Origin of the sequence: Variovorax sp. J2P1-31 (genome assembly GCF_030317215.1) — a bacterium.
GTDB lineage: Bacteria > Pseudomonadota > Gammaproteobacteria > Burkholderiales > Burkholderiaceae_C > Variovorax.
Map to the genome: position 1 here is coordinate 144,505 of NZ_JASZYA010000005.1, position 13,949 is coordinate 158,453.

The window sequence follows — 13,949 nt, forward strand, 5'->3', positions numbered from 1 at the left end:
TGCGCGCGCCGCGGCGCGCTACAGCACGCGCTTGCGCACCTGGGTCACGACCACTTCGGCCAGCACCACGATCGCGAACACCGCGATCAGGATCACCGCCACCTGCGTCCACTGGAACAGGTTGAGCGCGGTGTCCAGCGCCACGCCGATGCCGCCCGCGCCCACCAGGCCCAGCACGCCCGACTCGCGCACGTTGATGTCCCAGCGCAGCAGCACCACCGACCAGAAGGCCGGCTTGATGTGCGGCCAGTAGCCGTACCAGACCTGCGCCGCGGTGGAGGCGCCCGCGGCCTGCAGCGCCTCGATCGGGCCGCGCGGCGTCTGCTCGATGGCCTCGCCCAGCAGCTTGCCGACGAAGCCCACCGAGCGGAAGGCGATCGCGAACATGCCGGCCAGCGGGCCGGGCCCGAAGATGGCGACGAACAGCAGCGCCCAGACCAGCGAGTTGACCGAGCGGCTCGCGACCAGCACCACGCGTGCGGCGAGGTTCAGCGCGCGGTTGTGCGTGATGTTGCCGGCCACCAGCAGCGTCAGCGGCACGGCCAGCACCAGCGCGAGCACCGTGCCCAGCGTGGCCATGTGCAGCGTCTCCATCAGCGCCGCGTGCACCACCGCCGGGTAGTGCGACCAGTCGACCGGCCACATGCGCGTGAGCATGTCGCCCATCTGCTCGGGCGCGTCGTAGAGGAATTCGGGGATCACCTCGATCGTGCGCACCGACTGCACCACAGCCCAGACGATCAGCAGCCAGACGCCGTAGCGCAGCAGCCGCTGCGTGAGCGTGAAGCGCTGCCAGCGGCGCGGCGCGGCGGCGGAAGCGAGCGCGAGCGACTCAGACATCGAGCGCCTTCCGCGTGGCGTTCACCACCAGTTCGCCGACCACGATGATCGCGATCACGGTCGCGAGGATGGTGCAGACGAAGCTGTACTCGAAGCGCAGGAAGGCCGAGAACAGCGCGCCGCCGATGCCGCCCGCGCCCACGATGCCGACCATGGTGGAGTTGCGCAGGTTGGAGTCGAGCTGGTAGGTGGCGAAGCCGACGAAGCGGCTCATCACCTGCGGCAGCACGCCGAACAGCACCACGTTGCCGAAGGAGGCGCCGGTGGCGCGCACGGCCTCGATCTGCTTGTGCGAGATCTCCTCGATGGCGTCGGCGAACAGCTTGCCCACGAAGCCCACCGTGGCCACCGTGAGCGCCAGGATGCCGGCCAGCGGGCCGAAGCCCACGGCCTTGACGAACATGATCGCGGTGATCACCGGATGCACCGCGCGGCACACCGCGATCAGGCCGCGTGCCCCCGCGCAGAGCCAGTGCGGCACCATGTTGCGGGCCGCCATCAGGCCCACCGGCAGGCTCAGCGCGACGCCGCCCACGGTGGCCAGCACCGCGATCTGCAGGGTCTCGCGGATGCCTTCCCACAGCACGTCCATCTTGCCCACGTCGGGCGGGAACATGCGCGAGAGAAAGCGCGCGCCCTGGTGCAGCCCGCTGAGCAGGCGCGCGGGCGAGAGGTCGATCTGCGCGATCACGTAGACCGTGTAGGCCAGCAGCGCGAGCAGCGCCAGCTTCTGCTTGCCGCTCCAGGCGAAGGCGGTGGACGCGGGGCGCGCGGTGGCGTTCACTGCATCCATGCCTGGCCGCCGTAGATGGTCTGCAGGTGGTCGTCGGTCAGGCCCGCGGGCGGGCCGTCGTAGACCACATGGCCGCCGGTCATGCCGACGATGCGGTCGGAATAGCGCCGCGCGAGTTCGACGTCGTGGATGTTGACGATCACCGGGATGCCGCGCTCGCGCCCCTGGTCGCCCAGCAGCTGGATGATCTCGACCGAGGTCTTGGGGTCGAGCGAGGAGGTGGGCTCGTCGGCCAGCAGCAGCGCGGGCTGCTGCATCAGCGCGCGCGCGATGCCCACCCGCTGGCGCTGGCCGCCGCTGAGCGCGTCGGCGCGCTGGTTGGCGAAGCTGCCTAGGCCGACCACGTCGAGCAGTTGGTAGGCGCGCTCGAAGTCCTCGGGCGCGAACTTCCTTCGCCAGGCCTTCCAGGCCGACAGGTAGCCGAGCCGGCCGGTCAGCAGGTTCTCCATCACCGTGAGCCGCTCGACCAGGTTGTATTCCTGGAACACCATGCCGATGTGGCGCCGGCTGTGGCGCAGCGCCGCGCCTTGCAACCGGGCCATGTCGAGCCGCTGGCCGCCCACGTCGAGCCAGATCGCGCCGGCGGTCGGATCGACCAGCCGGTTGATGCAGCGGATCAGCGTGGACTTGCCGGTGCCCGAGGGGCCGATGATGCTGGTCAGACCGGTGCCGTCGATCTTGAGATCGATGGACTTCAGCACGGGCACGCCGGGGCGGTATTCCTTGACCAGCCCCTGGATGTGCAGCGAGCCTGCGGACGCGGTGGTGTTCATCGGCTGGGGCTTACTTCTTGGCCGCGGCCTTGTCGTAGGCGTCGCGGGTGAAGGTCTCGCCGGCCGAGGCCGCCACCTTGCGCACCAGCTCCCAGTCCTTCTGGTAGCTGATCGGCAGGAAGCGGTCGCCGCCCAGGCCCTTGGCCATCTCGGCCGGCACCTTGTAGTCGTAGAAGCACTGCTTGATCTTCTCCTGCAGCGCCGGCTCGAGGTTGTGCGCGTAGGCGTAGGCGTCGGTCGGGAACTTGTCGCTGGTGTAGAGCACCCGGAAGTCGTCGGCCTTGACCACGCCGCGCTCGGTCATGTGCTGCAGCACGTCGCTGGCCACCGGGGCCGCGTCGTAGTCGCCGGACTTCACGCCCAGGATGGACTGGTCGTGCTTGCCCGAGTAAACGACCTTGTAGTCGGTGTCGGGCGTGAGGCCGATGGCCGGGAACAGCGCGCGCGGCGCCAGGTTGCCCGAGTTGGAGGAGGGCGAGGTGTGGGCGATCTTCTTGCCCTTGAGGTCGGCGATCTTCTGGAACGGGCTGTCCTTGCGCACGATCATCTTGAGGTTCATGCCCACCGAGCCTTCGCTGTTGCCGCGGATCGCGAAGGGCACGGCGCCGGCCAGGTTGACCGCGAAGTTCACCGGTCCGGGCGAGAAGGCCGCCATGTGCAGGCGGCCCGAGCGCATGGCCTCGATCTGCGCCGCGTTGGACTGCACCGAGAAGAACACGACCTTCTTGTCCAGGCACTGCGAGAGGTGGCCCATGAAGGGGCGGAACAGCTTCTCGTAGATGGCCGGGTCTTCGACCGGCGTGAAGGCGAACACCAGCGTGCCGGGGTTGCGCAGCTTCTTCGGGTCGGTCGGGGTGTCGGCCACCAGGTCGCGGTTGGCGTCGCAGTAGCCCGCGTCGAGGTCGCCGCGGAAGGCGCAGGCCTCCTGCGCGGAAGCGCCGCATGCGGCGGCGAGCAGGGCCGCGGCGGCGGCGATCTGGAAAGCGGTGGTCTTCTTCATGGCCAATCCTCGGGTGGTGCTGGGGTGGTGGATCGGTGCGGACTATAGGCAGGCGCCATGCGCAGAAGCCGGCCGCCTTTCGCTTCCCCTTCAGCCGGCTTTCAAACGGCTTGCAGAATGCCTCGGGACTTGCCCGGGGGGCGGGCGGGCCCTCGCGCGCGCGAACCTACACTCGGGCGCCTTGAACCCTCCCCATTCCCCCTTTCTTTTCCGCGCCCGACGATGAAGCTGCTGCTCGTGGAAGACGACTTCGACCTCAGCGGCGCGCTGGTGCGCGTGCTGAGCCGGCGCGGCTTCGAGGTCGACCATTGCAGCGACGGCGGCGCGGCGCTGGAGCGCCTGCAGGCCGGCCACTTCGACGTCGTGATGCTGGACCTCGGCATCCCGGGCATCGACGGCCTGCAGGTGCTGCAGCGCCTGCGCGGCCGCGGCGCGACCGTGCCGGTGCTGATCCTCACCGCGCGTGGCGCGGTGGGCGACCGCATCGCCGGCCTCAACGCGGGCGCCGACGACTACCTGGCCAAGCCCTTCGACCTCGACGAGCTGGACGCGCGGTTGCGCGCGCTGGTGCGCCGCTCGGGCGGCATGGAGGCGCCGCGCTGCGGCGAGCTGCGCTACGAGCGCAGCAGCGGCGCCTTCTACTTCCGCGAGGAGCCGCTGGAACTCACGCCGCGCGAGAGCGCGCTGCTGGCCGCGCTGATGGAGCGGCCGGGCCAGGCCATGACCAAGGAACGGCTGACCGTGCTGGCCTTCGGCCAGGCGCTGCCCACGCAGCCCGATGCGATCGAGGTGGTGGTGCACCGGCTGCGCAAGAAGCTGGCGGCCACCGGCGTGCAGATCACCACCCTGCGCGGCGTCGGCTACCTGGTGCAGGAGGCGCGCGGCCATGCCTGAGGCGGCGGCGCCGGCGGCGTCGCGCACCCGCTCGCTGCGCTCGCGCCTGCTGCTCTGGCTGATCGGCCCGCTGGTGGCCTTCCTGGCGGTCAACGCCTACTTCACCTACACCTCGGCGCTGCAGACCGCGCAGCTGGCCTTCGACCGCCTGCTCGTGACCTCGGCCCATGCGCTGGCCGACCTGATCCGGCTGGAGCGCGGCGAGCTGCAGATCACGCTGCCCCATGCGGCGCTCGAGATCTACGACGGGACCGGCACCGGCGCGGGCGACGACGGCCCGGGACGCAGCCGCATGGTCTACCGCGTGAGCTTCCTCGACGGCGAGTACCTGGCGGGCGACGAGGAACTCGCGCCCTACCGCGAGCGGCCGCCGCAGCACCCGCTCTACCAGTCGATGATCGCGCTCTACGACACCACGGCGCGCGACGTCGGGCCGATGCGCATGGCGGCCCTGCTGCAGCCGGTCGAGTCCTTCGAGGGCATGCGGCTGGTGGTGGTGCAGGTGGGCGAATCCTCCGCCTACCGCACGCGGCTCGCGGCCCAGATCCTGCGCGGCACGCTGCTGCGCCAGGGCGCGCTGCTGGCGATCCTGCTGCTGCTGATATGGGCCGTGGCCACCCTCGCGCTCAAGCCGGCGCGCGCGCTGGCGCGGCAGCTCGACCTGCGGCCCGCGCGCGACCTCACGCCGGTCGCGATCGAGCATCCGCCGCAGGAGCTGCAGCCGGTGGTGGCGGGCTTCAACGGCCTGCTGTCGCGGCTGGCGGCGGCGCAGGAGCAGCAGCGGCGCTTCGTGGCCGATGCCTCGCACCAGCTGCGCACGCCGCTCACCGTGCTGCAGCTGCAGGCCGATGCGGGCCTGCGCGGCGACCTGCCGCCCGAGGAGGCGCTGGCCAGCATCGCGGCCACCACGCGGCGCGCCAACCGGCTGGTCGAGCAGCTGCTGTCCTCGGCGCGCGCGCAGCAGGCCGCGGCGCAGGAGCCGGCCGAGCGCTTCGATCTGCGCGCGCTGGCCGAGGACGTGGCGGTCGAGCTGTCGCCGCTGCTCGCGCAGCGCCACCACGCCTTCCAGCTCGACGGCGCGGCCTGTGAGCTGAGCGGCTACCGCTGGATGGTGCGCGAGATCCTGGGCAACCTGCTGAAGAATGCGATCGAGTTCACGCCCGAAGGCGGCGCGCTGGGCATCCGCATCGTGCCCGAGGACGGCACCGACGGCGTGGCGCTGACGGTCTGGGATTCGGGCCCGGGCCTGTCCGACGCGATGCGCGAACAGGTCTTCACGCCCTTCGTGACCGACCGCTCCTCGCGCGGCGCGGGGCTGGGGCTGGCCATCTGCCTGGACCTGGCGCGCACGCTGGGCGCCACGCTCACGCTGGTCAACGGGCCGACCGGCCCCGAGGGCGCCGGCGGCCTGCAGGCAACCCTTCGGCTGCCCGGCCGGGTGGGGCATGAGAAAATGCCCCGATGAACGCGTTCAACGTCAGAGAACACATGCAGGCCCTGGGCCTGCAAGCCAAAACCGCCTCCGCGCTGATGGCGCGCGCCGATGCGGCGGTCAAGAACAAGGCCCTCAAGGCGCTGGCCCGCCTGCTGCGCGAAGGCGCCGAAGACCTCGCGCCGGCCAATGCCCGCGATGTCGAGCGGGCCACCGCGGCCGGCCTGTCGGCCCCGATGGTCGACCGGCTCAAGCTCACGCCCAAGGTGATCGAGACCGTGGCCCTGGGCTGCGAGCAGCTGGCGGCCATGCCCGACGTGATCGGCGAGATCATCGGCATGAAGCAGCAGCCCAGCGGCATCCGCGTGGGCCAGATGCGGGTGCCGATCGGCGTCTTCGGCATGATCTACGAGAGCCGGCCCAACGTGACCATCGAGGCCGCGAGCCTGGCGATCAAGAGCGGCAACGCGGCCATCCTGCGCGGCGGCTCGGAAGCCATCGAGTCGAACAAGGCGCTGGCGGCGCTGGTGTCGGCCGCGCTGGCCGAGGCCGGCCTGCCGGTCGAGGCGGTGCAGCTGGTGCAGACCACCGACCGCGAGGCCGTGGGCCAGCTGATCGCCATGCCCGAGTTCGTCGACGTGATCATCCCGCGCGGCGGCAAGGGCCTGATCGAGCGCATCAGCCGCGACGCCAAGGTGCCGGTCATCAAGCACCTCGACGGCAACTGCCATGTGTACGTCGACGACAGCGCCTCGCTCGACATGGCGGTCAAGGTGGTGGACAACGCCAAGACCCAGAAATACAGCCCCTGCAATGCGGCCGAGGGCCTGCTGGTGGCCGCCTCGGTGGCCGACGTGTTCCTGCCCGAGATCGGCGCGGTGTTCGCGGCCAAGGGCGTGGAGATGCGCTGCGACCCGGTGGCGGCGCGCATCCTGCGGGCCGACGACGCGCTGCACGGCGGGCACGCGACCATCGTCGACGCGGTCGAGTCCGACTGGTCGGAGGAGTACCTCGCGGCCGTGATCAGCATCAAGGTGGTCGAGGGCGTGGACGAGGCCATCGCCCACATCAACCGCTACTCGAGCCACCACACCGACGCGATCCTCACGCGCGACCACATCAACGCCCAGCGTTTCCTGCGCGAGGTCGATTCGGCCAGTGTGATGGTGAATGCGAGCACCCGCTTCGCCGACGGCTTCGAGTTCGGGCTGGGCGCCGAAATCGGCATCAGCACCGACAAGTTCCATGCGCGCGGCCCCGTGGGCATCGAAGGGCTCACCTCGCTGAAATACGTGGTGCTGGGTCAGGGCGAAGTCAGGAGCTGAGCCGCACGCTCGGTTGGCCGCATCGCATCGCCCCCTTGCCCAGGGGGCTTTTCGTTTCTGGCAGCGCTTTTTTTGGCTTGTCATCTGGCCCGATGGCCCCAAATCCTACAATTCCACTCCACCTTTACGCTGAACGCACACAAGGCCGCCGCATGGTCCCCCACCTCGTCACCGCCCTGACCGGCCCCATCAACGAACTCGAACAGCGCGTTCTCGACTCCACTCCCGCCATCGAGCGCTGGTTCCGGCTGGAATGGATGGAGCACACGCCGCCCTTCTACAGCTCGGTCGACATCCGCAACGCGGGCTTCAAGCTGGCCCCGGTCGACACCAACCTGTTCCCCGGCGGCTGGAACAACCTGACGCAGCAGATGCTGCCGCTGGCGGTCCAGGCGGCCCAGGCGGCGATCGAGAAGATCTGTCCGGAAGCGCGCAACCTGCTGGTGATCCCGGAAAACCACTCGCGCAACACCTTCTACCTCGCCAACATCGCCCAGCTGGTGCGCATCTTCCACATGGCCGGGCTCAACGTGCGCGTGGGCTCGATCGACCCGGCGATCAAGTCGCCCAAGACCATCGAGCTGCCCAACGGCGACACCGTCACGCTCGAGCCGGTGGTGCGCACCAAGCGCCGCCTGGGCATCAAGAACTTCGATCCCTGCACCATCCTGCTGAACAACGACCTGTCGGCCGGCGCGCCGGGCATCCTGGAAGACCTGCACGAGCAGTACCTGCTGCCGCCGGTGCACGCGGGCTGGTCGGTGCGGCGCAAGAGCAACCACTTCCGCAGCTACGAGGAGGTGTCCAAGCGCTTCGGCAAGCTGCTGGGCATCGACCCCTGGCTGATCAACCCGATGTCCAGCCGCGCCGCGGGCGTGAACCTGGGCGAGGGCGTGGGGGTCGACGTGGTCACCAGCCATGTCGACGCGATGCTGACCAAGGTGCGGCGCAAGTACAAGGAATACGGCATCAACGAGAAGCCCTTCGTGGTGGTCAAGGCCGACAGCGGCCCCGGCGGCACCAGCGTGATGACGGTGCGCGACGCCAAGGAAGTGCTGGGCCTGAGCCAGCAGGCCCACAGCCGGACCAGCCCGGGGCGCGCCGGCCAGGAACTCGAGGACCTGATCATCCAGGAAGGCGTGCTGACCAACGAGCGCGTCCACCAGGGCGTGGCCGAACCGGTGGTCTACATGATGGACCGCTACGTGGTGGGCGGCTTCTACCGCGTGCACGCCGACCGCGGCAGCGACGAAAGCCTCAAGTCGCCGGGCGCCAGCTTCGTTCCGTTGGCTTTTTCCGACAGTGCGCACCTGCCCCAACCGGGCGCCAAGCCGGGCGCCAGCGCCCCCAACCGCTTCTACATGTACGGGGTGATCGGCCGGCTGGCCATGGTGGCGGCCAGCTACGAGCTCGAGGCGACCGACCCCGACGCCGAGGTCTACGAGTAGCGACATTGCCGCCGTGTCTTTGCGGCGACCGGCGGCAACGGCAGAATAGCGGTCCCACAGCAACGGAATTACCAGGTCGGCGTTGAGCGGCGCGTGTCGAAGCGATGCGCGCCGTCGTCCCCAGGAGGGGTGTGATCCACACCGCTTCGCCTGTTCCATCGACCTCGTGTCCGCTCCCAAATCGTCTTCCGCCGCGCTCGTGCTCGGTGCCATCGGCATCGTCTACGGCGACATCGGCACCAGCGTCCTCTACGCGATCAAGGAAATCTTCGGGCACGGCCATGTGCCGTTCACGATCGAGAACGTGTACGGCATGCTCTCGATGATCTTCTGGACCATGACGGTCATCGTCTCCATCAAGTACGTGGTGCTGGTGCTGCGGGCCGACAACGAAGGCGAGGGCGGCCTGGTCGCGATGCTGGCGCTGGCCTCGCGCGCGGTGGTCGACCGCCCCAAGCTGCGCAACGGCCTGCTGGCCGTCGGCATCTTCGGCACCGCGCTGTTCTACGGCGATGGCGTGATCACGCCGGCGATCTCGGTGCTGTCGGCGGTCGAGGGCCTGGAGGTGATCTCGCCGCACTTCAAGGGCTACGTGATCCCGATCACGCTGGTCGTGCTGTTCTGCCTGTTCGCGGTGCAGAAGCGCGGCACCGCGGGCATCGGCAAGTTCTTCGGGCCGATCACGCTGGCCTGGTTCCTGGTGCTGGCGCTGCTGGGCATCTCGCAGATCCTCACCCATCCCGAGATCCTCGCGGCCGTGAGCCCGCACTACATGGTGCGCTTCGTCTGGGACAACCCCGGCATCAGCTTCATCGTGCTGGGCGCCGTGGTGCTGTGCGTGACCGGCGCCGAGGCGCTCTATGCGGACATGGGCCACTTCGGCAAGCGGCCGATCCGCATCGCCTGGTTCTCGGTGGTCATGCCCTGCCTGGTGCTCAACTACTTCGGCCAGGGCGCGCTGCTGCTGGGCGACCCGAGCGCCGTGACCAACCCCTTCTTCCGCATGGCGCCCGAGTGGGCGCTGGTGCCGCTGGTGGTGATGGCCACCGCCGCCACCGTGATCGCGTCGCAGGCCATGCTGACCGGCGCCTTCAGCGTCACGCGCCAGGTGATCCAGCTGGGCTACCTGCCGCGCCTGCGCATCGAGCACACCAGCGCGCGTTCGGCCGGCCAGATCTACATCCCCTTCGTCAACTGGGCGCTGTTCGTCTGCATCGTGCTGGCGGTCGTGATGTTCCGCAACTCCAGCAACCTGGCCGCGGCCTACGGCATCGCGGTCACGACCGACATGCTGATCACCACGGTGCTGACCTTCTTCGTGATCCGCTTCGCCTGGAAGCTGCCGCTGCTGCTGTGCATCGGCGCCACCGCGATCTTCTTCCTGATCGACTTCGCCTTCTTCGCCTCCAACCTGCTCAAGCTGCCGCAGGGCGGCTGGTTCACCGTGATGATCGGCCTGGCCGTCTTCACGCTGATGATCACCTGGAAGGAAGGCCGCCGGCTCATGGGCGAGACCCAGCGCGCCGACGCGATCGACCTGCGCAGCTTCCTGGGCGCGGTCTTCGTGAGCCCGCCCGCGCGGGTCGAGGGCACGGCCGTGTTCCTCACGGCCGAACCCGGCAGCGTGCCCAACGCGCTGCTGCACAACCTCAAGCACAACAAGGTGCTGCACGAGCAGAACCTGTTCGTCACGGTGCGCAACCACGAGGTGCCCTGGATCCCGATGGACAAGCGCATCGAAATGGAGCCGCTGGGCCACCACTGCTGGCAGGTGATCGTGCATTACGGCTTCAAGAACGACATCGACCTGCCGCGCGCGCTCGAGAACGCGCGCCTGCGCGGCTGCCAGCTCGAGCCCATGACCACCAGCTACTTCCTCTCGCGCGACGTCGTGATCCCCACGCTGGGCAGCGGCATGGCGCCCTGGCGCGAGAAGCTGTTCGCGCAGATGCACCACAGCGCGAGCGGGGCGGCGAATTTCCTCAACCTGCCGAACAATGCGGTCGTAGAGCTGGGGTCGAAGATAGAGATCTGACGCGAGCCAGGGCAAAGTGCGGGTGCCGGTGCCGCCGATCGGATATTCCTGAGTTTTTGAGCCCTCCGGCGCCTGGCGCAGTTATCTTTCGTCCATCCGAAACGAAGAGTTCGGCATGGGAGGCAAAAGATGATGCTCGAGAAGATGGGGCTGCCGTACGCGGCGGCACTTCGCGGTGCGGGTGGCGTGGCCGATGGATTGCGTGTGCGACAGCGCGCGGCAGTCATTCTGCTGCGCCTCATGCAAAAGCGCATGGCCATCGGCTGCGCCATCGTGCTGCAGCTCGCTGCGTCGGCGCCTGCGCAGGCGAAGTGGATCGAGGAGCAGATGGACCTGCCGGTCCAGGTCAGCGACAGCTACGGCAAGACGATTGCGCAGTCCATCAAGCTCACCCTTTTCCGTGACGACAGCAACCCCACGCCGGCGCCGGTGCTGGTGTTGAACCATGGCCGTTCGGCGGAGGCGACTGAACGCGCCGCGATGGGGCGCGCGCGATACCTCAAGGCGTCGCGTTACTTCGTGGCCCAGGGCTTCATCGTGGCCGTGCCGACCCGCATCGGCTACGGCGACACGGGAGGCCAGGATGTCGAGGACACCGGCAACTGCAGCAGCAAGCGCTACGAACCCGGCTATGCCGCCGCGCTTGCACAGACGGTTGCAGTGCTGGAGGCCGTGCGCAGCCGGCCTGATGCGGATCGCGAACGTGCCGTCATCGCGGGTCAATCGTTCGGTGGCACCACGGCCATCGCAGCGGCGGCGCAGCGCATTCCGGGCGTCGTGGCCGCGATCAACTTCGCCGGCGGAGGCGGCGGCAATCCGAAGACCCGGCCGCAGCGACCGTGTGCGCCGCAGGCCATGGAACGCCTGTTCGGTTCCTATGGCAAGTCGGCCCGGGTGCCCACGCTCTGGATCTACACCGAGAACGACCAGTACCTGGGGGCCGAGCACCCGCGCGAATGGTTCAAGGCCTTCAAGGACGCGGGTGGTGTCGGTGAATTCGAGCAGTTTCCGCCGCACGGCGAGGACGGCCATTCGCTGTTCACGCGCTTCCCGGAGGTCTGGCAACCCAGGGTGCGTGCATTTCTGGATGGCCTGGGCGTCGCGCCCTCGTCGCGACGCCCAGGCGAATGAAGCCCGCATGCTGAGAGCCGAGGGGAGTCTGCCTGACGGCACAATCCCCGCATGCGATTCTTCAAAGACCTGAGCCTGTCGGCCTTCACCGCGGGCTTCGTCGCGGTGCTCGTGGGCTTCACCAGCTCGGTGGCGATCGTGTTCCAGGCCGCGCAGGCCTTCGGCGCGACGCCGGAGATGATCGCCTCGTGGATGTGGGCGCTGGGCCTGGGCATGGGGCTGGCCAGTGCGCTGCCCTCGCTGTGGCTGCGCAAGCCGGTGATGATCGCCTGGAGCACGCCGGGCGCGGCGGTGCTGGCCACGGCCGGCGCGGGCTACGGCATGGGGGAGGCGGTCGGTGCCTTCATCGTCTGCGCGCTGCTGATCACGCTGTCGGGCGCCTCCGGCCTGTTCGAGCGTGTGATGAACAAGATCCCGATGGCCCTGGCCTCGGCGCTGTTGGCCGGCGTGCTGGCGCGCTTCGGGCTGTCGGCCTTCACCGCGGCCCAGACCGCGCTGCCGCTGGTGCTGCTGATGCTCGCCACCTACCTGCTCGGAAAGCGTCTCGTGCCGCGCTATGCGGTACCGCTGACCTTGCTGGTGGCCATCGTCTATGTGGCGCTGCGTGGGCAATTGGCGTGGTCGTCGGTGCACTTCAGCCTCGCGATGCCGGTGTTCGTGATGCCGGTCTTCACCTGGCAGGCGGCGGTGAGCCTGGCGCTGCCGCTGTTCGTCGTGACCATGGCCTCGCAGAACCTGCCGGGCGTGGCCGCGATCCGCGCGGCCGGCTACGACATGCCGATCTCCAGACTCATCACCATGAGCGGCCTGGTCACGCTGGTGTTCGCGCCCTTCGGCGGCTACGCGCTCAACCTGAGCGCCATCACCGCCGCCATCTGCATGGGCCGCGAAGCGCACGAGGACCCGGCACGGCGCTACACCGCGGCCGTGAGCTGCGGCGCGATCTACGTCGTGATCGGCCTGTTCGGCGCCGCGGTCACCGGCCTGCTCACGGCGTTCCCGAAGGAGCTGGTCGCGGCCATCGCCGGGCTCGCACTGCTGGGCACCATCGGTGGCGGCCTGGCCGCGGCGGTGCGCGACGAGTCGCACCGCGAGGCCGCGCTGATCACCTTCCTGGTCACCCTCTCGGGCGTGACGATCGCCGGCATCGGCTCGGCCTTCTGGGGCGTGGTGGCCGGCGCGCTCGCGCTGGCGATCCAGCAGCTGGGCAAAAGGGCCGTGGCGAGCAAGGACATCGCGCCTGCCTGCAAGATCAAGCAAGACACCAGGGCGGCCGAACGGGCCGCCGGAAAGACCTCATGAACCTCCTCTTCGTCGCCGATCCGCTCGATCAATTCAAGATCTACAAGGACACCACCTTCTCGATGATGCGCGAGGCCCAGCGGCGCGGCCATCGCATCGCGGCCTGCCTGCCCGAAGACCTGCAGTGGGTCTCGGGCGGCCGGGTCACGGCCACCGTGCGCCAGATCACGCTGACCGGCGACCCGGTCGACTGGTTCACGGTCGACCTCACCGAGACCCGGGCGCTCAAGGATTTCGACGGCGTGCTGATGCGCAAGGACCCGCCCTTCGACGCCGAGTACATCTACGCCACCCACCTGCTCGAGCAGGCCGAGCGCGAAGGCGCGAAGGTGGTGAACAAGCCGCGCGCGCTGCGCGACCACCCCGAGAAGCTCGCCATCATGGAGTTTCCGCAGTTCACCACGCCCACGCTGGTCACGCGCAGCGCCGAGTCGGTCAAGGACTTCCACGCCGAGCACGGCGACATCATCCTCAAGCCGCTCGACGGCATGGGCGGCATGGGCATCTTCCGCGTGCGGCAGGATGCGCTCAACCTGGGCTCGATCGTCGAGACCCTCAACAAGGGCGGCGCCGAGACCATCATGGTGCAGCGCTTCGTGCCGCAGATCGTCGAGGGCGACAAGCGCATCCTGATCATCGGCGGCGAGCCCGCGCCCTTCGTGCTGGCGCGCATCCCGCAGGGCACCGAGGTGCGCGGCAACCTCGCGGCCGGCGGCAAGGGCGTGGCCCAGCCGCTGACCGCGCGCAACCGCGAGATCGCCGAGACCGTGGGCCGCGCGCTCGCACCGCGCGGGCTGCTGCTGATCGGGCTCGACGTGATCGGCGACTCGGTCACCGAGATCAACGTGACCAGCCCTACCTGCTTCCAGGAGATCACCGACCAGACCGGCTTCGACGTGCCGGCGATGTTCCTCGACGCGCTTGAAGCCGAACTGAAAAAGGGACCCTGAGGTCCCTTTCGATGCGGGCGCGGCGG

12 protein-coding genes are annotated in these 13,949 nt (G+C 69.1%); 8 read left to right on the forward strand and 4 right to left on the reverse strand.

The window, feature by feature from the left end; translation table 11 throughout:
* Nucleotides 1–18: 18 nt before the first annotated feature.
* The 4 genes from phnE (QTI20_RS29235) to phnD are packed head-to-tail and all read right to left on the reverse strand — an operon-like array spanning nucleotide 19 to nucleotide 3,406.
* Complete coding sequence (phnE, locus tag QTI20_RS29235) at nucleotides 19–840, reverse strand: phosphonate ABC transporter, permease protein PhnE (protein ID WP_286555744.1); 822 nt, start codon at nucleotides 838–840, stop codon at nucleotides 19–21.
* Nucleotides 833–1,633 (reverse strand): phosphonate ABC transporter, permease protein PhnE, encoded by an 801-nt coding sequence (phnE, locus tag QTI20_RS29240; protein ID WP_286555743.1) that lies wholly within the window; start codon nucleotides 1,631–1,633, stop codon nucleotides 833–835. Before phnE (QTI20_RS29240) ends, phnE (QTI20_RS29235) begins: the two co-directional genes overlap by 8 nt.
* Nucleotides 1,621–2,406: a phosphonate ABC transporter ATP-binding protein gene (phnC, locus tag QTI20_RS29245; protein WP_286555740.1), complete on the reverse strand. Its 786-nt coding sequence runs from the start codon at nucleotides 2,404–2,406 to the stop codon at nucleotides 1,621–1,623. The genes phnE (QTI20_RS29240) and phnC overlap by 13 nt, the downstream gene beginning before the upstream one ends.
* A gap of 10 nt (nucleotides 2,407–2,416) precedes the next feature.
* Nucleotides 2,417–3,406 (reverse strand): phosphate/phosphite/phosphonate ABC transporter substrate-binding protein, encoded by a 990-nt coding sequence (gene phnD, locus QTI20_RS29250; RefSeq protein WP_286555738.1) that lies wholly within the window; start codon nucleotides 3,404–3,406, stop codon nucleotides 2,417–2,419.
* Between the two features lie 222 nt (nucleotides 3,407–3,628).
* On the opposite strand from phnD, the gene QTI20_RS29255 reads away from it, so the two are divergent.
* The 8 genes from QTI20_RS29255 to gshB all read left to right on the forward strand — a co-directional run bounded on the left by QTI20_RS29255 (nucleotide 3,629) and on the right by gshB (nucleotide 13,923).
* On the forward strand, nucleotides 3,629–4,300 hold the full coding sequence (locus tag QTI20_RS29255) for a response regulator (RefSeq protein WP_183024280.1): 672 nt from the start codon (nucleotides 3,629–3,631) through the stop codon (nucleotides 4,298–4,300).
* Nucleotides 4,293–5,765, forward strand: coding sequence for a sensor histidine kinase (locus QTI20_RS29260; protein WP_286555736.1), 1,473 nt, complete (start codon nucleotides 4,293–4,295; stop codon nucleotides 5,763–5,765). The genes QTI20_RS29255 and QTI20_RS29260 overlap by 8 nt, the downstream gene beginning before the upstream one ends.
* Nucleotides 5,762–7,057, forward strand: a complete 1,296-nt coding sequence (locus QTI20_RS29265; protein ID WP_183024282.1) for a glutamate-5-semialdehyde dehydrogenase — start codon at nucleotides 5,762–5,764, stop codon at nucleotides 7,055–7,057. The genes QTI20_RS29260 and QTI20_RS29265 overlap by 4 nt, the downstream gene beginning before the upstream one ends.
* A gap of 152 nt (nucleotides 7,058–7,209) precedes the next feature.
* The gene (gene gshA / locus QTI20_RS29270) at nucleotides 7,210–8,505 is read left to right on the forward strand and encodes a glutamate--cysteine ligase (protein ID WP_286555734.1); all 1,296 of its coding nucleotides are present in this window, start codon (nucleotides 7,210–7,212) and stop codon (nucleotides 8,503–8,505) included.
* Between the two features lie 166 nt (nucleotides 8,506–8,671).
* Complete coding sequence (locus QTI20_RS29275; RefSeq protein ID WP_286555733.1) at nucleotides 8,672–10,540, forward strand: potassium transporter Kup; 1,869 nt, start codon at nucleotides 8,672–8,674, stop codon at nucleotides 10,538–10,540.
* 129 nt (nucleotides 10,541–10,669) lie between these two features.
* On the forward strand, nucleotides 10,670–11,671 hold the full coding sequence (locus QTI20_RS29280; protein WP_286555732.1) for a dienelactone hydrolase family protein: 1,002 nt from the start codon (nucleotides 10,670–10,672) through the stop codon (nucleotides 11,669–11,671).
* Nucleotides 11,672–11,722: 51 nt separating this feature from the next.
* Nucleotides 11,723–12,973, forward strand: a complete 1,251-nt coding sequence (locus tag QTI20_RS29285; protein WP_286555731.1) for a benzoate/H(+) symporter BenE family transporter — start codon at nucleotides 11,723–11,725, stop codon at nucleotides 12,971–12,973.
* A complete protein-coding gene (gshB, locus tag QTI20_RS29290) occupies nucleotides 12,970–13,923 on the forward strand; it encodes a glutathione synthase (RefSeq protein WP_286555730.1) in 954 nt (317 codons plus the stop codon). The genes QTI20_RS29285 and gshB overlap by 4 nt, the downstream gene beginning before the upstream one ends.
* Nucleotides 13,924–13,949: the final 26 nt, after the last annotated feature.